We start from the raw sequence: 17,584 nt of genomic DNA on the forward strand, positions 1-17,584 counted from the left end.
GCGCCCGGATGCAGGAAGCGCAGGCGATCGAGCGGATCTACCGCGAGGAGTACGGCCGCGTGGTCGCCTCGCTGGTCCGCCGCTTCGGCGACATCGACATCGCCGAGGAGGCGGCCGGCGAGGCCCTGCTGGTCGCCGTCGAGAAGTGGCCCGTCGACGGCGTACCGCCCAACCCGGGCGGCTGGCTGACCACGACGGCGGGCAACCGGGCCATCGACCGGATCCGGCGGGAGTCGAGCCGGGACGCCAAGCACCAGGCGGCACTCATGCTGGAGGACGACACCCCCCACGAGCCGACCGGGATCGTCGAGGACGACCGGCTGCGGCTGATCTTCACCTGCTGCCACCCCGCGCTCGCCCCGGACGCGCGGGTGGCGCTGACCCTGCGGCTGCTCGGCGGCCTGACCGTCGCGGAGATCGCGCAGGCCTTCTTCGTCCCCGAGACGACCATGGCCCAGCGGATCACCCGCGCGAAGAAGAAGATCAAGGACACCCACATCCCCTATCGGGTGCCCGGCCCCGAGGACCTGACCGCCCGGCTCGGCGCGGTCCTCGCGGTGGTCTACCTCGTCTTCAACGAGGGCTACCTCGCCAGCTCGGGCGACGCCCCGATCCGCGAGGAGCTCACCGGCGAGGCGATCCGGCTCGGGCGGGTGCTCCGGCAGCTGCTCCCCGACGTCCCCGAGGTCACCGGGCTGCTGGCGCTGATGCTGCTCACCGAGTCACGACGTACGACGCGGGTGGCCGGCGGCGAGCTCGTGCCGCTGCACGAGCAGGACCGCGGCGGCTGGGACCGCGCCCTCATCGCCGAGGGCCACGCCCTGGTCCGGGTTTGCCTGGCCGCCGGACGCCCGGGCCGCTACCAGCTGCTCGCCGCCATCAACGCCGTCCACACCGACGCCCCCGCCGCCGGCGACACCGACTGGGGCCAGATCGCCACGCTCTACGGCCAGCTCGAGGCGCTCGCGCCCAGCCCCGTCGTCACCCTCAACCGCGCGGTCGCCGTCGCCGAGCTCGACGGCCCGGACGTGGCGCTGGCGATGGTCGACCGGCTGCCCCTGGAGGGCTACCACGCCTGGCACGCGACCCGCGCCGACCTGCTGCGCCGGCTCGGCCGCAGCGCCGAGGCGAGGGCGGCGTACGACGCGGCGATCGCGGCCACCGACAACGACGCGGAGCGCGCCTACCTCAGCCGGAGGCGTGGCAGTCTGGCGCCATGAGCGACTCCAGGACTCCCCAGCCCCTGCAGCTGCCGGCCGCCGACGCCACCCGCGACTGGGTCGAGACCCGCACCCGCGAGGGACTCGACGGCGTCCGCGCCCTCGTCGAGGCGCTGCGCACGTCCCCGCCGGCCGACGCCCTCGGCGTGCTGCGCCAGTGGGACGAGGTCACCCTGCGGCTCAGCAACGTGGCCGCGGTCGGGTCGCTGCTGTCCAACGTGCACCCGCTCGAGGACGTCCGCACGACCTGCGAGCAGGCCGAGGTCGCCGTCGACAAGCTGGCGACCGAGCTGCGCCAGGACCGGGCGCTGTACGACGTCTTCGCCGCCCTCGACCCGGCCGGGCTCGTCGCCGGCGCGGCCCGGCTGCTGGACAAGACGCTGCGCGACTTCACCCGCGCGGGCGTCGACCGCGACGACGCGACCCGAGCCCGGCTGACCGAGATCAACGAGCGACTGACCACGCTGGGCCAGGACTTCAGCCGCAACATCCGCGACGACGTCCGCACCGTGCGGGTCGCACCCGAGCGGCTGGCCGGGCTGCCGCAGGACTGGCTGGACTCCCACCCCGCGGGTGAGGACGGGCTGGTCGCGGTCACCACCGACTACCCCGACGCGGTGCCGGCGCGGATGTTCGCGCACGACCCGGACGTGCGGCGCGACGTGACGGTCGCGTTCCAGTCGCGCGGCTACCCGCGGAACGAGCCGTTGCTCACCGAGATGTTCGCGCTGCGGCACGAGCTCGCCACGCTGGTGGGCTACGCCGACTGGGCGTCGTACGACGCCGAGGTGAAGATGATCAAGGAGGGCCCGGCGATCCCGGCCTTCATCGACCGGATCGCCGACGCGGCCGCCGAGCCCGCACGCCGCGACCTCGACGTGCTGCTGGCCCGCTACCGCCAGGACGTGCCCGACGCGGACGCGCTGACCGCGGCCGACGCGTCGTACTACGAGGAGCTGGTCCGCAAGGAGCAGCTCGACGTCGACGCGCAGCTGGTGCGGACCTACTTCGACTTCACCCGAGTGCGGCAGGGACTCCTCGACGTGACCGGCCGGCTGTTCGGGGTGCGCTACGAGCCGGTCGACGTCCCGGTCTGGCACGAGGACGTGGCGGTATACGACGTCTTCGCGCTCGACGCCACCGCACCGCTCGGACGCATCTACCTCGACCTCCACCCCCGCGAGGGGAAGTACAAGCACGCCGCCCAGTTCACGCTCGCCGACGGCGTGGCCGGCCGGCAGCTCGCGGAGGGCGTCCTGGTCTGCAACTTCTCCCGCGGGCTCATGGAGCACGACCACGTCGTCACGCTCTTCCACGAGTTCGGCCACCTCGTGCACCACGTGCTCGGCGGCGGCCAGGAGTGGACCCGCTTCTCCGGTGTCGCCACCGAGTGGGACTTCGTCGAGGCGCCGAGCCAGATGCTCGAGGAGTGGGCGTGGGACCCCGAGATCCTGGGCAGCTTCGCGACCAACGCCGCGGGCGAGCCGATCCCCGCCGACCTGGTCGAGCGCATGCGCACGGCCGACGACTTCGGCAAGGGCTACCAGGCCCGCACCCAGATGTTCTACGCCGCGGTGTCCTACTGGTTCCACACCGACCGGCCCGCCGACCTGACCTCGGCGATGGTGGCGCTGCAGGAGAAGTACGCGCCGTTCCCGTGGATCGAGGGCACCCACTTCTTCGCCAGCTTCGGGCACCTCGGCGGCTACTCCTCGGCCTACTACACCTACATGTGGTCCCTCGTGATCGCCAAGGACCTCTTCAGCGCCTTCGACCCCGCCAACCTCTTCGACCCCGAGGTCGCCGGCCGCTACCGCGACCGGGTCCTCGCCCCGGGTGGCAGCAAGGACGCCGCCGACCTCGTCGCGGACTTCCTCGGCCGGCCCTACACCTTCGACGCGTACGCCGCCTGGCTGGCGCGGTAGCGCCTGCGACTACGACGGCAGGGCGGCGCACCCCGGCCCGGCGGCGAGGATGAAGTGCGCGTTGTCCTGCCAGACGTAGTGGCGGGAGCCCTGGTGGTAGTAGACCCGCAGGGTGCTCGATCTCGGCGGTCACCTCGGGATCGCCCAGGTGGAGGTACATGAGCACGTTGTCGACAGCGCCGGTCGACGCGGGGGCCAGGGCGAAGCCCCTCAACGGCCGGCTGGACCGCACCAGCAGGCGCTGCTCGTCGCTCATCTCCCGCGGAGGGTCCCCCTGGACGTGCCCCAACAGCGATTGGTCGCCGCTCACGTCGGCGACACGTGCCGCCGTGAGGGTGACTCCCGTGGCCCCGACGAGCTGGGCGCGGTCCAGTGTGACGGGCTCGTCCGAGGCGTTCTGGACGACATCGAGCCCGACCACCATGTCGGTCGCGTTGTGCTTCGCCATGCACGACGTGGCCGAGTCACCCCCGGGCCCGAGCGGGCCCCCCAGCATCGGCGGCGTCGACCAGGGTGAGGTGGCCGCCCAGCTCAGGACGAGGACGGACGCGCCTGCGCCCGAGACCCGTCGCATCCGTGAGCCACCGCGCCACGGCGCAGCCGACTTTCCGTTGAGCATGAGGACCCCCGAGAGCTGGAACGACGCGTGAGCGCATCCTGCACGACCAGGCGGGTTCATGTCCGCCGCAGACCCGGGGCCTGGTTCACCGCCGTCGGGTGCAGTTGGCCGCGCCTACGGCGCGGTTCAGAGAATTACGTGGTCACCGCAGGGCTCGCACGAGGTGCCTCCGGGCCCTGCTTGCCGACTTTCGGTCGCCTGGCTCGACCGCCGTGATCAAGGTTCACAGAATTGGTCGTACGTCGGCCTATGTCCGCCGGTTGAAGGCGACCTTCCCGCCGGTCTGTTTGGTCATCGTGAACTTCGGGTCATGCGCCCGGGCGTGGTGGTGCGGGCAGAGCAGCATCCCGTCTTTGTTGGTCTCCCCGTCCTGGCTCCAGGGGATGGGGTGGTGCCCGTGACACAGGCCCGGCGGCCAGTCACATCCCTGGGCGTTGCAGCCGCCCTGCTCGATGGCCATCGCGATCCGCTGCGACTCGGTGTGGAACCGGCGCTTCCGGCCCAGATCGAGGACCTGGGACTTCCCGCCGAGCACGGCGGGGATGATCCCCGCCTCACAGGCGAGGCGGCGCGCCTGGCCGGCGGTGATCCGCTCACCGGTGTCCAACGAGGCAGCTTTCAGCCCGCCCATCAGGGTCGAGATGTCCATCGTCACCACGACCGTGGCACTGACGCCGCCGGCCTTGGGAAGCTTCTTGGTCGGGTACCGCTCGATCAGCTCGACGAAGGCCTGTCCCATCCGCTCCGCCGACGGCCGACGTTCCCCAACTGAACCGTCGACCGCGGCGCGATGCTTCGGGGCGGCGAACGCCAGCAGCGCCTTCTTCAACATCGCCGCCTGCGCCGAGGGCAGCGTGAACCGGCCGTGGACCTTGCCGTGTCCGTCGTCGGTCATGGTCAGCCTGGTCGACATCGCGGCAGCGCGCTCCTCGTCCTCGAGCTGCTTGGCCTCGTGTGCCTCGGCGGCCTCGGGGTCGAGGAGCTCCAGGATCCGCCGACCCAACCTCTTCAACGCCTGCGCGTCGTGCTCGGCGGCGAACTTGATCAGCATCGCCTCGGCCTCGTCGCGGTGCTCGGCCGGGAGGACCTCGACCGCGTCGACGATCACCCTCGCCTGGTCGACCAGCACGTCGCCCGCGGCGACCGCCGAACGCAACGCCGGACGCGCAGCCAGCGCGACCGCGAGGCGCATCTTCCCGTGCGCGGCGGTCCGGGTCTGGTGGGTGGCGTGCGCCCAGAAGTTCGCCGTCGACGTCGCCCCCACTGACTCCCCGACGCCGACGGTCTTGGCGTGCTCGGCGACCCGCATCTCCAGCTCGGCGAGCTGGGCGGACAGCCGGGTCACCGCCGTCAGGGTCGCCGCGGACTCCTCGGGCGACATCGACCACAACGCCACATCCGCCAGCTCCGAAAGCTTCGAAAGCTTCGACTGCATGGTCTCGACAGCGCGCGACACCTGGTGTCGAGGAGGCTGGGTGACCATCGCTGTCATGGATCAATTCCAGCAGGGACCACCGACAAAACCGCAGGCCAGAGCCCCTATTTCGGCCGGAGAAAGGTAAAGAATCGAAAGAATTTAGAAACCTCGATCGAGCGGTCGAGCAAAGCGACCGAAAGCCGCGAATCAGGGTCCGGAGGCACCTCGTGCGAACCCTGCGGTGACCACCCAAATTCTAGAAATACGCGCCGAAGGCGCGAGGTCCCGCAGCCACACGTCGGCGAACGAGGCCTCGGAATGCCCTTGTGTGCGCCCCGACCGCGATCTACGATAACGATATATCGCGAACAGTCGCCGACAGTCGCCGAACAGTCGCCGTGACGCGATACTCCGAACCATTGAAAGGAGTCCTGTCATGGGACACAAGGGATTCAACCGACAGTGGGCCGCCCACGCCGAGCAGGAGTGGTGCCAGCACCGCAACCGCGGCGGCTGGGGCGGCTTCGGGCCGGGTGGACCGGACGGCTTCGGCCGCTCCGGACGCCAGGGCCCGCCGCCGTGGGTCGCCGGCCTCTTCGGGCTGGCCCAGGGCGAGCAGCAGCGCGGACCGAGGGTCCGTCGGGGCGACGTACGCGCCGCCATCATCGACGTCGTCGCCACGGGCGCCGAGTCCGGTGAGCCGATGAACGGCTACCAGGTGATCCAGCAGATCGCCGAGCGGTCGGGCGGGGAGTGGCGGCCGAGCCCGGGCTCGGTCTACCCGACGATCCAGCAGCTCCAGGACGAGGGCCTGATCCGGACCGAGGACGTCCGCGGGCGGGTCACGCTCCACCTCACCGACGAGGGTGCGGCGTACGTCGAGGCCAACCCCGACGAGCTGGCCTCGGTGTGGGCGCCGTTCGAGCGGCGCAGCCAGCGACGCCCCGACTACGGCGACCTCAAGCCGGAGATCGGCCAGGTCATGGGCGCGGTCTGGCAGATCGTCACCACCGGCACCGACAAGCAGCGCCGCGACGCGATCGAGGTCCTCATCGAGACCCGCCGCAAGCTCTACGGCCTGCTGGCCGAGGGCGACGCCGCGGACGCCGAGGAGAACGGAGAGGAACAGTGAGCGAGCAGCACCTGCGGATGAGCGACGCCGAGCGCGAGCAGGCGGCGTCCGAGCTGGGCGAGCACTACGCCCAGGGCCGGCTCACCGCCGAGGAGCACGCCGAGCGGCTCGACCAGGTCTGGGCGGCCCGCACGCGCGGCGAGCTGACCCCGATCTTCGCCGACCTGCCCGGACAGTTCGGCCGCACCCAGCAGCGCGCGCCGTTCACCGCCCCGCGCCGCCCGTCGTACGACGTCCGCCGCGGCGGCCCGTTCCGCCGGGGCATCCCGGGTCCGGTCTTCGTGGTGCTGGCGATCCTGCTGGTCTTCACCGTGGTGACGCACCTGCCGCTGATCGTGCTCGGGCTGCTGGTGTGGTGGTTCGTGTCGACCCGCCACCACCGCCACCACCCGCTCGCCCGCGGGCGTCGCTGCTGACGAACGCCCTAGGCTCGGCGCCATGAGCGCCAAGTCCCCCGAGCAGATGATGGCTGCGGTCACCGAGTCGATGGCCGAGCGCACCGGCCGCACGCTCGACGAGTGGGTCGCCGCGGTCGAGGCGAGCGGGGTCGACCCGCTCGACCAGAAGGCGGTGCGCGCCTGGCTCAAGGACGCGCACGGCGTCCTGCAGAACACCCAGTGGGCGATCGCCTTCGAGGCGGCCCGCCGCAACGGGTGGGTCGAGCCGGACGTCGAGGGCTACATCGACAGCCAGTACGCCGGCCCCAAGGCCGGCATGCGGTCGGTCTTCGACGCGGTCCGGGCCGTGCTCGAGTCGCTCGGCGACGACGTGTCGGTCGAGGGGCGCGGCGGCTACACGCCGTTCGTCCGGCGCCGGCAGTTCGCGGCCGTCGCGGCGGCCACCCGCACGCGTGTCGACCTCGGGCTGCGGTTCACCGACGCCCCCGATGCGCCGCTGCTGACGCCCGCCACCGCCCCCGGCCAGTCGACCCACAAGATCGGGCTGACGAGCACCGACGACCTCACCGACGAGGTCGAGGCGCTGGCGCGGGCGGCGTACGACCAGAACGGCTGAGCTCCAGCCGGTCGAGACCACCTCACGACGAGGCTTCCGCCACCCCCACCCCCGGGGTTACCGTCCGATTGCCGGACGTCGGGGGCGTCGGCCGGTCTCGGGCAGGAGCGCCACCGCAGCGCGCCGTACCCCCTGCCCGAAGCTCCCCCCGCATCGGGCAGGGGGTCGGTCATGCGCGTTCGCGCAGCAGCTCCCGGGTCCACGTGAAACAGGCGGACGAGAGCTCCTCCGGGTCGCCCGCGCCCGGGAGCAGCGCCGTCAGCCGCTCGGCCGCGTCGGCCGGCAGGTCGGTGTGCAGGTAGCGCAGCCCGAAGTCGTGCCGCCACGGGCAGTGCTTCACGCGCAGCAGCCGGACCAGCGGGGTGAAGCCGAACGCCAGGTAGAACTGGGTCGCCTCCGCCGCCTGCCCGCGCCGGATCGCCCGGTTGACCAGCCACTCCGACGTCGCGGTGCGCTGGGCGATCTGGTCGACGGCTTCCTCGATCGACCGCTGCAGCGCCTCCTCGTCGTCGTGCCGCAGCACCACGAGCCCCTCCGGGTCGTGGATGACGATGGGCGTGCCGTGCCGGCGTACGTCGACGTGCCGGTGCTCGTCGGAGAGGTCCGACAGGTGCAGGTCGACGATCCGGGTCGGCGCGGTCAGTGCACCGGGGTCCGGGGCGTGGTTGACGAAGCACTGGCGTCCGTCGGGCCAGGCCGAGAGCGGCAGCTCCCACACGTGGTCGACGTCGAAGTCGGCACGGATCCGCGTGAGCAGCCGGTCGTAGACGTCGTTGACCGTTCCCGGCGTGCAGAGCACGTCGAGGTCGAGGTCCGACCACTCGTCGTACCCGCCGGTGGCGGCGGAGCCGCCGACCCAGATGCAGAGGACGTCGGGGTCGGACTCGCCGGTCGCGGCCAGCCAGGCCAGCCAGTCGTCGTAGCGGGAGAGATCAGTCGGCACGCAGCAGACCCTAGGAGCACGTCGGCCCCGGGGCGACCCGGTTTTGGTGGCCCGGGGTCGGGGTACACGTCGGTCACCTATCTCGGAGGTGCACATGACCGACGCGTCCGACCGCCCGAACGGCGGATCCTCGCGAGGACTCTGGGTCCTCATCTACTGCCTGCTCGTCCCCGCGGTGGTCGTCCCGCTGCTGGTGCCGCTCTACGACAAGGCCGACCCGACGCTGTTCGGGTTCCCCTTCTACTACTGGTTCCAGTTCGCGCTGATCATCGGCGCGGCGATCCTGACGCTCAGCGCCTACGTCGTGTCGACCAAGGCCGACGCCCGCGACCGCGCGGCCCGCCTCGAGCGGAGGGACCGGCGATGAACGGCGTGGTGGTCGGAGTCTTCGTCTTCCTGTTCCTGCTGGTCACCGTGCTCGGCTTCGCGGCCGCGCGCTGGCGCCGGGCGGAGTCGCTGGACAGCCTCGACGAGTGGGGGCTGGGTGGCCGCGGCTTCGGCACGTTCGTCGCGTGGTTCCTGATCGGCGGCGACATCTACACGGCGTACACCTTCATCGCGGTCCCCGCGACGCTGTACGCCGGCAGCGTGGTCGGCTTCTTCGCGGTGCCCTACACGATCGTGATCTACCCGCTGATCTTCCTCTTCCTGCCGCGCCTCTGGTCGGTCTCGCACAAGCACGGCTACGTCACGCCGGCCGACTTCGTGCAGGGCCGCTACGACTCCAAGGGGCTCGGCCTGGCGGTCGCCGTCACCGGCCTGCTCGCGACGATGCCCTACATCGCCCTCCAGCTGGTCGGCATGCAGGTGGTGCTCGAGGTGATGGGCCTGGGCACCGGCAGCGACAACTGGTTCGTCCAGGACCTGCCCCTGTTCCTGGCGTTCGCCGTGCTCGCGGCCTACACCTACTCCTCGGGGCTGCGCGCTCCCGCGCTGATCGCCTTCGTCAAGGACACGCTGATCTACATCGTGATCCTCGTGGCGGTCTTCTACCTGCCCTCGCAGGTCGGTGGCTGGAGCCACATCTTCAGCGCAGCCCAGGACAGCTTCAACTCGTTCAACACCGACAACGCCGACGCGGTCGCGGCCGGCACGGTGCCGGGCAAGGGCACCATCCCGCCGGGTGCCGCCCAGTGGGCCTACGCCTCGCTCGCCCTCGGGTCGGCGCTGGCGCTGTTCATGTACCCGCACTCGATCACCGGCGTCCTCTCCACCCGCAGCCGCAGCGTGATCCGGCGCAACGCGGCCCTGCTGCCGGCGTACTCCTTCCTGCTGGGGCTGCTCGCACTGCTCGGGTTCGTCGCCATCGCGGCCGGCGTGAAGGTCGACAACCCGCAGCAGTCGGTGCCGCAGCTGTTCGAGAACGAGTTCCCCGCGTGGTTCGCCGGCGTCGCCTTCGCGGCGATCGTCATCGGCGCGCTCGTGCCCGCGGCGATCATGTCGATCGCGGCCGCCAACCTGTGGACGCGCAACGTCTACAAGGCCTTCATCAACCCGGCGGCGACGCCGAAGCAGGAGGCGACGCAGAGCAAGGTGGTCTCGCTGCTGGTGAAGTTCGGCGCGCTGGTCTTCGTGCTGGCGCTGTCCGACCAGTTCGCGATCAACCTGCAGCTGCTGGGCGGTGTCTGGATCCTCCAGACGTTCCCGGCGATCGTGGTCGGGCTCTACACCCGCTGGCTGCACCGGTGGGCGGTGCTGGCCGGCTGGGCCGTGGGCATGGCCTACGGCACCTGGCTCGCGTACGGCGTCCCGCTGCCGACCGACCCGTCCAGCCACTTCGGCGGCCCGCTGGTGCTCTTCCCGGGCACCGACACGAAGGTCTACATCGCGCTGATCGCCTTCCTGGCCAACCTGCTCGTGGCCGTCGTGCTGACCGTGGTGCTCCGCGCCGCCGGTGTCGGGGCGGGCGTCGACCAGACGCACGCCGACGACTACACCGCCGACGTCGGTGAGGAGGGTGTCGCCGAGGAGCTCGACGTCCACGCGCCGGTGCACGCCTGACCCGGATCGGTATGGTCGAGGACGTGACGACCCCATCGTTCGAACTCGGCCAGGACCACCTCGACCTGAAGGCCTGGGTCCACGACTTCGCGGCGGAGGTGATCCGACCAGCCGCGTCCGAGTGGGACGAGCGCGAGGAGTTCCCGTGGCCGGTCCTCGAGGAGGCGGCCAAGATCGGGCTCTACTCGATCGACTTCTTCGCCACCCAGAGCTTCGACGAGACGGGCCTGGGCATCCCGATCGCCATGGAGGAGATCTTCTGGGGCGACGCCGGCATCGGCCTGTCCATCGTCGGCACCGCCCTCGCCGCGGCCGGGGTCAGCTCCAACGGCACCCCCGAGCAGGTCGGCGAGTGGGTGCCCCAGATGTTCGGGAGCCCGGGTGACCTCAAGCTGGCCGCGTTCTGCTCCTCCGAGCCCGACGCCGGCAGCGACGTCGGCGCGATGCGCACCCGGGCGACGTACGACGAGGCCACCGACGAGTGGGTCCTCAACGGCACCAAGACCTGGGCCACCAACGGGGGCCTGGCCGACATCCACGTCGTCACGGCGGTCGTCGACCCCGAGCTGCGCACCCGCGGCCAGGCCAGCTTCATCGTGCCGCCGGGCACGAAGGGGCTCAGCCAGGGCCAGAAGTTCCACAAGCACGGCATCCGCGCCAGCCACACCGCCGAGGTCGTCCTCGACCAGGTGCGCGTCCCGGGCCGCTGCCTCCTCGGCGGCAAGGACAAGCTCGACGCCCGCCTCGGCCGGGCCCGCGAGGGCGGCTCCAGCGGCGGCAAGAACGCCAGCATGGCGACCTTCGAGCGGACCCGCCCGGCGGTCGGCGCCCAGGCGATCGGCATCGCGCGCGCCGCCTACGAGGTGGCCCTGGACTACGCCAAGACCCGCGAGCAGTTCGGCAAGCCGATCATCGAGAACCAGGCGATCGCGTTCATGCTCGCCGACATGGCCACCTCCATCGAGGCCAGCCGCCTCCTGGTGTGGCGTGCAGCGTGGCTGGCGGCGAACGGCAAGCGCTTCGACCAGGCCGAGGGCTCGATGTCCAAGCTCTTCGCCGGCGAGACGGCCGTGAAGGTCACCGAGCGCGCCATGCAGATCCTCGGCGGCAACGGCTTCACCCGGGAGTACCCCGTCGAGCGGATGGCCCGCGACGCCAAGATCTACACCATCTTCGAGGGCACCTCGGAGATCCAGCGCCTGGTCATCGCCCGCGCCATCTCGGGCGCCCCGATCCGGTGACCCGGCTCCGCTTCGCCGGCCGGATCGCGGGTCTCGGCTCCACCAGCGGCACGCGCGTCGTCGTGGGCCGCTGGGAGGACACGCCGTACGGCGCGTTCGCCGACGCCATGGTCGAGACCCCCGACGGGCATCGGGTCCTCCTCGCGCCCAACCGCGAGGTGGCCGACCTGCTCGACGCGACGTACTTCTTCGACGAGGTGCGCGTCGAGCCCTTCGCCGTCACCGACTCCCCGCGCGGCTGGGACGTCCGGTCGCCCTCGCTGGCGCTGGACCTGGTCTTCGGCCGCCGCCGGCCCGTCGGCCACGTGCTGCGGGCCGTGCCGCGCCGGATCGCCGAGCACCCGGCGTGGTGCACGGTGACCGACCCCGGCGCCCGGATCGTGATGCGCGGGGTCCGGACCCGTGGCTCGGCGCGCGGCGGTCGTCGCGAGTGGTACGGCGCCACCGACCTGCACGATCTCACCGGGGCCAGCGGCTCGTTCGACGGCGCCGACCTGGGCGACCTCGCCCCCGTCGACCCGCCGTGCCGCTACGGCTTCAGCTCCGCCCCGCGGCGCCCGTCGGTCACCCGCGTGGTCAGCACCATCGAGGTCTGAGGCCTACAGGGCGATCGCCCGGTTGACCCAGTTGGACGTCACGACCATGCCGACCTTCTCGTAGAGGCTGAGCGCGCCGGTGCGGGAGTCGGTGGACAGCTCGCAGCTCTTCGCGCCGTGCGCGACGGCCTCGCGGAAGGAGTCGACGAGCAGGCACTGCGCCAGGCCGCGGCCGCGCTCGTTCTTGTCGGTCGCGAGCCGGGCGATGAAGCCGCCGCCGGGCCCGAGCTGGACGTTGGCCATCGCCACGACCGCGCCCGAGGCGTCGGTGACGCAGCGCAGCTGCCACGGCTCGAAGCCCGGGCGGCCGACGATCTCGGCCCGCCAGTCCTCGAACGGCTCGCGGTCCCGGTCGGCCCACTCGAGGAAGGCGTCCTCCTGGACGGTCCAGCACGCGGCGTACTCGGACTCCTCGGCGGCGCGGACGGCGTAGCCCTCGGGGAGCTCGCGGTCCGGGATGGTCGCGCCCTCGGGGAGCTGGAGCACCCAGCTGTTCCAGCGGACGTGGTAGCCGAGGGCCTCGAGGAGACGGTCCCCGGGCGAGTCCGCCGGGACCGGCATGCCGATGACGGAGTAGCCGCGCTCGCGGGCCTTGTCCTGCATCCAGGTGGCGATGGCGGTGCCGAGGCCGCGGCCGCGGTGGTCGGGGTGGACGGCGGCGTCACCGCGCTCGTGGCCGACGACCTCGCCGTAGCCGACGAGGTGGTCGCCGTCGAAGACGCCGAGCGAGCTGGCGCCGAGGTCGTGGCTGGGGCGGGCCCAGTCGCCGACGATGTCGGCCTCCTCGATCACGGCCTCGCCGATGTCGTGCCGCTCCTGCGCGGCCATCAGCTCGAAGACGGCGGTGGCGTCGCCCTGCTCGAGCGGGCGCGTGGTGTAGCCGGACGGGATGCTCATGGGAGGTATGAAGCCACAGAAGTGCCGAACGGGCCGCCCATTTTCATGGGCGACCCGTGCGGTGGTCCTGACCGGCCCCGCAGATCAGGCGTTCTTGATCGCCGAGACGTCGAACTCGAGCTTGACCTTCTCCGAGACGAGCACGCCGCCGGTCTCGAGCGCGGCGTTCCAGCTCAGGCCCCAGTCCTTGCGGTTGATCGAGGTCGCGCCCTCGAAGCCGACACGCAGGTTGCCGAAGGGGTCCTGGGCCGAGCCGGTGGACTCGAACTCGATGGTGACCGGCTTGGCGACACCCTTGATGGTCAGGTCGCCGGCGATGGTCCAGTCGTCCCCGTCGCGCTCGACCTTGGTGGAGACGAAGGTGATGGTCGGGTTGGCCTCGGCGTCGAAGAAGTCGGGGGACTTCAGGTGGCCGTCGCGGTCCGCGACACCGGTGTCGATGCTGGCGGTCTGGATGGTGAGCTCGACCTTCGAGGCGGCCGGGTTCGCGGTGTCGATGTGCGCGGTGCCGGCGAAGTCGGTGAACTGGCCGCGGACGGTGGTGACCATCGCGTGGCGGGCGCTGAAGCCGAGGCGGGTGTGGGTCGGGTCGATCGTGTAGTCGCCGGTGATGTCCTCGACGACCGTGGTGGGGGCGTCGAAGGCGTGGTCGAGGACGGCGGTCTTGCTGCTGCGGTTGAAGAAGTTCATGGGGGTGCTCCTGGTCTGCCTTGTCGGGGTCTTTGTACAACTTTCAATCAGTAGAACCGGACCTCGGTCCGGTTCATTCCCGGCAGACTGTGATCTGGACCACACTCACGAGCAATCGGGTCAGCGGAAGGCGGACTCCCCGGTGAGGGCCTGCCCGATGACGAGCTGGTGCACCTCGGACGTGCCCTCGTAGGTCAGCACCGACTCGAGGTTGTTGGCGTGCCGCATCAACGGGTACTCCAGCGTGATGCCGGCGGCGCCCAGGATCGTCCGGCACTCCCGCGCGATCGCGATCGCCTCGCGGGTGTTGTTGAGCTTGCCGATGCTGATCGCCTCGGCCGGCAGCCGCCCCTCGTCCTTGAGTCGCCCCAGGTGCAGTGCGAGCAGCATGCCCTTGCCGAGCTCGACGGACATGTCGGCGAGCTTGGCCTGCGTGAGCTGGTAGGACGACAGCTGGCGGTCGAAGATCTCGCGCTCCGCGGCGTACGCGATGGTCGTCTCCAGGCAGTCACGGGCCGCGCCGAGCGAGCCGAAGATGATGCCGAACCGCGCCTCGGTCAGGCAGGACAGCGGGCCGGACAGGCCCCGGGCCTCCGGAAGCATCGCGGAGGCGGGAAGCCGCACCTCGTCGAGGGAGAGCTCGGCGGTGACCGACGCCCGCAGCGACATCTTGTGCTTGATCTCCGTCGCGGTGAAGCCCGGGGTGTCGGTCGGGACGACGAAGCCACGCACGCCGTCCTCGGTCCGCGCCCAGACGACCGCGACGTCGGCGACGGTGCCGTTGGTGATCCACATCTTGTTGCCGGTCAGCACCCAGTCACTCTGCGGATTTCCCGGGGCGTCCAGCCTGGCCCGCGTGCGCATGCCGCCGGGGTTGGAGCCGAAGTCGGGCTCGGTCAGCCCGAAGCAGCCGATCGCCTCGCCGGTGGCCATCCGCGGCAGCCACTCGTCCTTCTGGGCGTCCGAGCCGTGCTTCCAGATCGCGTACATCGCCAGCGAGCCCTGCACCGACACGATCGAGCGCAGTCCGGAGTCGCCGGCCTCGAGCTCCAGGCAGGCCAGGCCGTACGCCGTGGCGCTGGTGCCCGCGCAGCCGTAGCCCTCGAGGTGCATGCCGAGCAGGCCGAGCTTGCCGAACTCGAGCGCGAGGTCGCGGACCGGGACGTCGGCGTTCTCGTACCAGCCGGCGATCTCCGGCTTGAGCCGCTCCTCCACGAAGGAGCGGACCGTGTCGCGCATCGCGCGGTCGTCGTCGCCGATGAGGGAGTCGGTGTCGAGCAGGGAGAGCGGGGTGCGGGTCATGCGCCCATCATGGCGCCCCCGGAAGTGCAGGAGCCGCGACCCCCGGTGGGGGTCGCGGCTCCGGTGCTGGGTGGGTGCGTCAGGCGGCGTGGACGTGGGTCTGCGCCGGGGCCTGCGGGGCCGGGCTGACCCAGCGAGCCTCGAGGTGCTCGCGACCACGCGCGTCGACGACGCTGACCCAGGTCTGGACGAGACCGGCGGTCATCTGCGTGTTCATCATGGGACACCTTTCGTTCACCTTCTGTTCACCAAGAGTAGCGCACACCCACCCGGGGGGTGACATTTCGGCGAATGTCGGCACATTTGCTCCATCTGGACCGCCGCAGGCGGCTCACACGGGCCTCCTTGCTCCCTTTCGGGCATCCACAGGGGGTCGGCCACATACCGCCGTACGGGGGATCTGGACCACATGTGTCGATTCCTGCCCGATTTCGGGCAGGAAGTTGCCGTTGCGACTGGTCCGGTCCACCATCGGTGCGTGCCCGTCGACGCCGCGCTGATCTCCCACCTGGTCGCCACGACCGGACTGAGCCCGGCCGAGGCGACCCGCGTGGTGGAGGACGTGGTCGCCTTCCACGCCGAGCCGGTGGAGGACTACGTCCGGCGGCGGCACGCGGACCTGAAGACCTACGGCGCGAAGAACCCCGAGATCTTCGCCCGGATCGCCGAGGAGCTGGCCGCCCGCGTGGTGGCCGCTCCGCAGCTCAGCGAGCGGCAGTTGCGCCGACTCGTGTATGGATGAGGGAGAACCACAGATGTGCGGAATCGTCGGCTACATCGGCACCCAGCAGGCCGCGCCGCTGCTGCTGGAGGGCCTGACCCGGCTCGAGCACCGCGGCTACGACTCGGCCGGCGTCGCCGTGCTCGGGGGGAGCGGGATCAAGGTCGCCAAGAAGGCCGGCCGGGTGCGGGACCTGACCGAGGGCCTGCCCAAGCGCTTCACCGGCCAGGTCGGCATCGGCCACACCCGGTGGGCCACCCACGGGCCGGCCAACGACGCCAACGCGCACCCGCACACCGACGAGGCCCAGCGGGTCGCGGTGGTCCACAACGGGATCATCGACAACGCCGCGGCGCTCCGGCAGCAGCTGACCGACGACGGCGTCGAGCTCACCTCCGACACCGACACCGAGGTGCTCGCCCACCTGGTCGCCCGCTCCGGCGCCGACACCCTGGAGGGCAAGGTCCGCGACGCGCTGGCCGCCATCGAGGGCACCTACGGCGTGGCCGTGCTGCACGCCGACTTCCCCGACCGCATCGTCGTGGCGCGCAACGGCAGCCCGCTGATCATCGGCGTGGGCGAGAAGGAGATGCACGTGGCCAGCGACCTGGCCGCGCTGGTCCGCTACACGACCACGGTCGCCCACCTCGACGACGGTGAGCTCGCGACACTCACGGCCGGCGGCTTCACGACCTACCGCCAGGACCTGTCGACGACGCACAAGCTCGCGGAGCACGTCGACGTCGACCCCGCGTCGTACGACGCCGGCGAGCACGACTCCTTCATGCACAAGGAGATGCAGGAGCAGCCGGCCGCGGCCGACCGGGTCCTGCGCGGCCGGCTCGACGAGCGGTTCGGGACGGCCCGCCTCGGCGGCCTCAACATGGACGCGCGCGAGACGCGTGCGATCCGCCGCGTGAAGATCCTGGGCTGCGGGTCGGCCTACTACGTCGGGCAGATGGGGGCAGCCCTGATCGAGGAGCTGGCGCGGATCCCCGCCGACGCCGAGGCGGCCAGCGAGTTCCGCTACCGCAACCCGATCATCGAGCCGGACACCCTCTATGTCGCGGTCAGCCAGTCGGGGGAGACCCTGGACACCCTGCTGGCCGTGCAGGAGATCCGCCGCAAGGGCGGCCGGGTGATCGGCCTGGTCAACGTGGTCGGCAGCGCGATCGCGCGCGAGTGCGACGGCGGCATCTACCTGCACGCCGGCCCCGAGGTCGCGGTCGCCTCGACCAAGGCGCTGACCAACATGTTCATCGGGTTCTCGCTGCTGGCCCTCCAGCTCGGCCGCGTGCGCGACCTGTCCATCGCCGACGGCAAGCGGCTGATCGCCGGCCTGACCCGGCTGCCCGACCAGATCCAGGCGATCCTCGACCGCGAGGACGAGCTGGCCGAGGTGGCGCGGACGCTGGCCGACGCCGAGAGCCTGTTCTTCGTCGGCCGGGTGCGCGGCTTCCCGGTCGCCCGTGAGGGCGCGCAGAAGTTCAAGGAGATCTCCTACCGGCACGCCGAGGCCTACCAGACCTCCGAGCTCAAGCACGGCCCGCTCGCGCTGATCAGCGAGGAGGTGCCGACCGTCGCGCTGGTGCCCTCCGACGAGCTGACCGACCGCAACGTCGGCGCCCTGCACGAGATCGCGGCCCGGGGCGGCCCGCTCGTGGTCATCACCCACGAGGACGTCGACCTCGGCGACGTGGCCGCGCTGCGCATCGACGTACCGCGCAACGAGCGGGAGCTCGACCCGATCCTGCTGACGGTGCCGCTGCAGCTGCTGGCCTACCACGCGGCGCTCCACCTCGGCCACGACATCGACAAGCCGCGCAACCTGGCCAAGTCGGTCACCGTCGAGTGAAGCCGGTCCGG

General features: G+C 71.3%; 17 protein-coding genes. 11 read left to right on the forward strand and 6 right to left on the reverse strand.

Features of this window, described 5'->3' with window-relative positions:
• Positions 1–8 precede the first annotated feature (8 nt).
• Both EJF31_RS11375 and EJF31_RS11380 read left to right on the forward strand, forming a co-directional pair.
• A complete protein-coding gene (locus EJF31_RS11375; RefSeq protein ID WP_125037143.1) occupies positions 9–1,220 on the forward strand; it encodes an RNA polymerase sigma factor in 1,212 nt (403 codons plus the stop codon).
• Entirely contained in the window at positions 1,217–3,145 is a 1,929-nt protein-coding gene (locus EJF31_RS11380) for a M3 family metallopeptidase (RefSeq protein WP_125037144.1), read from the forward strand. Before EJF31_RS11375 ends, EJF31_RS11380 begins: the two co-directional genes overlap by 4 nt.
• 866 nt (positions 3,146–4,011) lie before the next feature.
• On the opposite strand, the gene EJF31_RS11385 is transcribed toward EJF31_RS11380, so the two are convergent.
• Positions 4,012–5,199, reverse strand: coding sequence for an HNH endonuclease signature motif containing protein (locus tag EJF31_RS11385; protein ID WP_260430783.1), 1,188 nt, complete (start codon positions 5,197–5,199; stop codon positions 4,012–4,014).
• 418 nt (positions 5,200–5,617) lie between these two features.
• Between EJF31_RS11385 and EJF31_RS11390 the strand changes: the two genes are divergently transcribed.
• Genes EJF31_RS11390 through EJF31_RS11400 form a run of 3 tightly spaced genes read left to right on the forward strand, consistent with a single transcriptional unit; the run spans position 5,618 to position 7,327 of the window.
• Positions 5,618–6,313, forward strand: a complete 696-nt coding sequence (locus EJF31_RS11390; protein ID WP_125037146.1) for a PadR family transcriptional regulator — start codon at positions 5,618–5,620, stop codon at positions 6,311–6,313.
• A complete protein-coding gene (locus tag EJF31_RS11395) occupies positions 6,310–6,729 on the forward strand; it encodes a DUF1707 domain-containing protein (protein WP_221767529.1) in 420 nt (139 codons plus the stop codon). The genes EJF31_RS11390 and EJF31_RS11395 overlap by 4 nt, the downstream gene beginning before the upstream one ends.
• Positions 6,730–6,751: 22 nt before the next feature.
• Entirely contained in the window at positions 6,752–7,327 is a 576-nt protein-coding gene (locus EJF31_RS11400; RefSeq protein WP_185736214.1) for a DUF5655 domain-containing protein, read from the forward strand.
• Between the two features lie 169 nt (positions 7,328–7,496).
• Here EJF31_RS11400 and EJF31_RS11405 read toward each other — a convergent pair whose 3' ends face one another.
• On the reverse strand, positions 7,497–8,270 hold the full coding sequence (locus EJF31_RS11405; protein WP_125037147.1) for a hypothetical protein: 774 nt from the start codon (positions 8,268–8,270) through the stop codon (positions 7,497–7,499).
• 94 nt (positions 8,271–8,364) lie between these two features.
• On the opposite strand from EJF31_RS11405, the gene EJF31_RS11410 reads away from it, so the two are divergent.
• Genes EJF31_RS11410 through EJF31_RS11425 form a run of 4 tightly spaced genes read left to right on the forward strand, consistent with a single transcriptional unit; the run spans position 8,365 to position 12,108 of the window.
• Positions 8,365–8,637, forward strand: a complete 273-nt coding sequence (locus EJF31_RS11410) for a DUF3311 domain-containing protein (RefSeq protein ID WP_125037148.1) — start codon at positions 8,365–8,367, stop codon at positions 8,635–8,637.
• Entirely contained in the window at positions 8,634–10,271 is a 1,638-nt protein-coding gene (mctP, locus tag EJF31_RS11415; RefSeq protein ID WP_125037149.1) for a monocarboxylate uptake permease MctP, read from the forward strand. Before EJF31_RS11410 ends, mctP begins: the two co-directional genes overlap by 4 nt.
• A 23-nt stretch (positions 10,272–10,294) precedes the next feature.
• Positions 10,295–11,512, forward strand: coding sequence for an acyl-CoA dehydrogenase family protein (locus tag EJF31_RS11420; RefSeq protein WP_260430784.1), 1,218 nt, complete (start codon positions 10,295–10,297; stop codon positions 11,510–11,512).
• Positions 11,509–12,108 (forward strand): hypothetical protein, encoded by a 600-nt coding sequence (locus tag EJF31_RS11425; RefSeq protein ID WP_125037151.1) that lies wholly within the window; start codon positions 11,509–11,511, stop codon positions 12,106–12,108. Before EJF31_RS11420 ends, EJF31_RS11425 begins: the two co-directional genes overlap by 4 nt.
• Before the next feature lie 3 nt (positions 12,109–12,111).
• Here the strand turns inward: EJF31_RS11425 and EJF31_RS11430 are convergent, their stop codons facing one another.
• From EJF31_RS11430 to EJF31_RS21850, 4 genes are all read right to left on the reverse strand, one after another.
• A complete protein-coding gene (locus tag EJF31_RS11430) occupies positions 12,112–13,005 on the reverse strand; it encodes a GNAT family N-acetyltransferase (protein WP_125037152.1) in 894 nt (297 codons plus the stop codon).
• A gap of 84 nt (positions 13,006–13,089) precedes the next feature.
• A complete protein-coding gene (locus EJF31_RS11435) occupies positions 13,090–13,695 on the reverse strand; it encodes a YceI family protein (RefSeq protein WP_125037153.1) in 606 nt (201 codons plus the stop codon).
• Between the two features lie 120 nt (positions 13,696–13,815).
• On the reverse strand, positions 13,816–14,997 hold the full coding sequence (locus EJF31_RS11440; RefSeq protein ID WP_125037154.1) for an acyl-CoA dehydrogenase family protein: 1,182 nt from the start codon (positions 14,995–14,997) through the stop codon (positions 13,816–13,818).
• A gap of 79 nt (positions 14,998–15,076) precedes the next feature.
• Positions 15,077–15,214, reverse strand: coding sequence for a hypothetical protein (locus EJF31_RS21850; protein WP_182541769.1), 138 nt, complete (start codon positions 15,212–15,214; stop codon positions 15,077–15,079).
• Positions 15,215–15,475: 261 nt separating this feature from the next.
• Between EJF31_RS21850 and EJF31_RS11445 the strand changes: the two genes are divergently transcribed.
• Positions 15,476–15,739 carry a hypothetical protein gene (locus EJF31_RS11445; RefSeq protein WP_125037155.1) on the forward strand — a complete coding sequence of 88 codons (264 nt, stop codon included), beginning with the start codon at positions 15,476–15,478 and terminating at the stop codon, positions 15,737–15,739.
• 13 nt (positions 15,740–15,752) lie between these two features.
• Positions 15,753–17,573 (forward strand): glutamine--fructose-6-phosphate transaminase (isomerizing), encoded by a 1,821-nt coding sequence (gene glmS, locus EJF31_RS11450; protein WP_125037156.1) that lies wholly within the window; start codon positions 15,753–15,755, stop codon positions 17,571–17,573.
• Positions 17,574–17,584: the final 11 nt, after the last annotated feature.

This window comes from Nocardioides sp. LS1 (assembly GCF_003865225.1).
Classification (GTDB): domain Bacteria; phylum Actinomycetota; class Actinomycetes; order Propionibacteriales; family Nocardioidaceae; genus Nocardioides; species Nocardioides ginsengisegetis.

What these genes read in the sequence shown, in the direction of transcription:
- EJF31_RS11375 (WP_125037143.1), top strand. Translation starts at nt 9, where the DNA reads ATGCAGGAAGCGCAGGCGATCGAGCGGATCTACCGCGAGGAGTACGGC.
- EJF31_RS11380 (WP_125037144.1), top strand. Translation starts at nt 1,217, where the DNA reads ATGAGCGACTCCAGGACTCCCCAGCCCCTGCAGCTGCCGGCCGCCGAC.
- EJF31_RS11385 (WP_260430783.1), bottom strand. Translation starts at nt 5,199, where the DNA reads ATGCAGTCGAAGCTTTCGAAGCTTTCGGAGCTGGCGGATGTGGCGTTG.
- EJF31_RS11390 (WP_125037146.1), top strand. Translation starts at nt 5,618, where the DNA reads ATGGGACACAAGGGATTCAACCGACAGTGGGCCGCCCACGCCGAGCAG.
- EJF31_RS11400 (WP_185736214.1), top strand. Translation starts at nt 6,752, where the DNA reads ATGAGCGCCAAGTCCCCCGAGCAGATGATGGCTGCGGTCACCGAGTCG.
- EJF31_RS11410 (WP_125037148.1), top strand. Translation starts at nt 8,365, where the DNA reads ATGACCGACGCGTCCGACCGCCCGAACGGCGGATCCTCGCGAGGACTC.
- mctP (WP_125037149.1), top strand. Translation starts at nt 8,634, where the DNA reads ATGAACGGCGTGGTGGTCGGAGTCTTCGTCTTCCTGTTCCTGCTGGTC.
- EJF31_RS11430 (WP_125037152.1), bottom strand. Translation starts at nt 13,005, where the DNA reads ATGAGCATCCCGTCCGGCTACACCACGCGCCCGCTCGAGCAGGGCGAC.
- EJF31_RS11435 (WP_125037153.1), bottom strand. Translation starts at nt 13,695, where the DNA reads ATGAACTTCTTCAACCGCAGCAGCAAGACCGCCGTCCTCGACCACGCC.
- EJF31_RS11440 (WP_125037154.1), bottom strand. Translation starts at nt 14,997, where the DNA reads ATGACCCGCACCCCGCTCTCCCTGCTCGACACCGACTCCCTCATCGGC.
- EJF31_RS21850 (WP_182541769.1), bottom strand. Translation starts at nt 15,214, where the DNA reads ATGAACACGCAGATGACCGCCGGTCTCGTCCAGACCTGGGTCAGCGTC.
- glmS (WP_125037156.1), top strand. Translation starts at nt 15,753, where the DNA reads ATGTGCGGAATCGTCGGCTACATCGGCACCCAGCAGGCCGCGCCGCTG.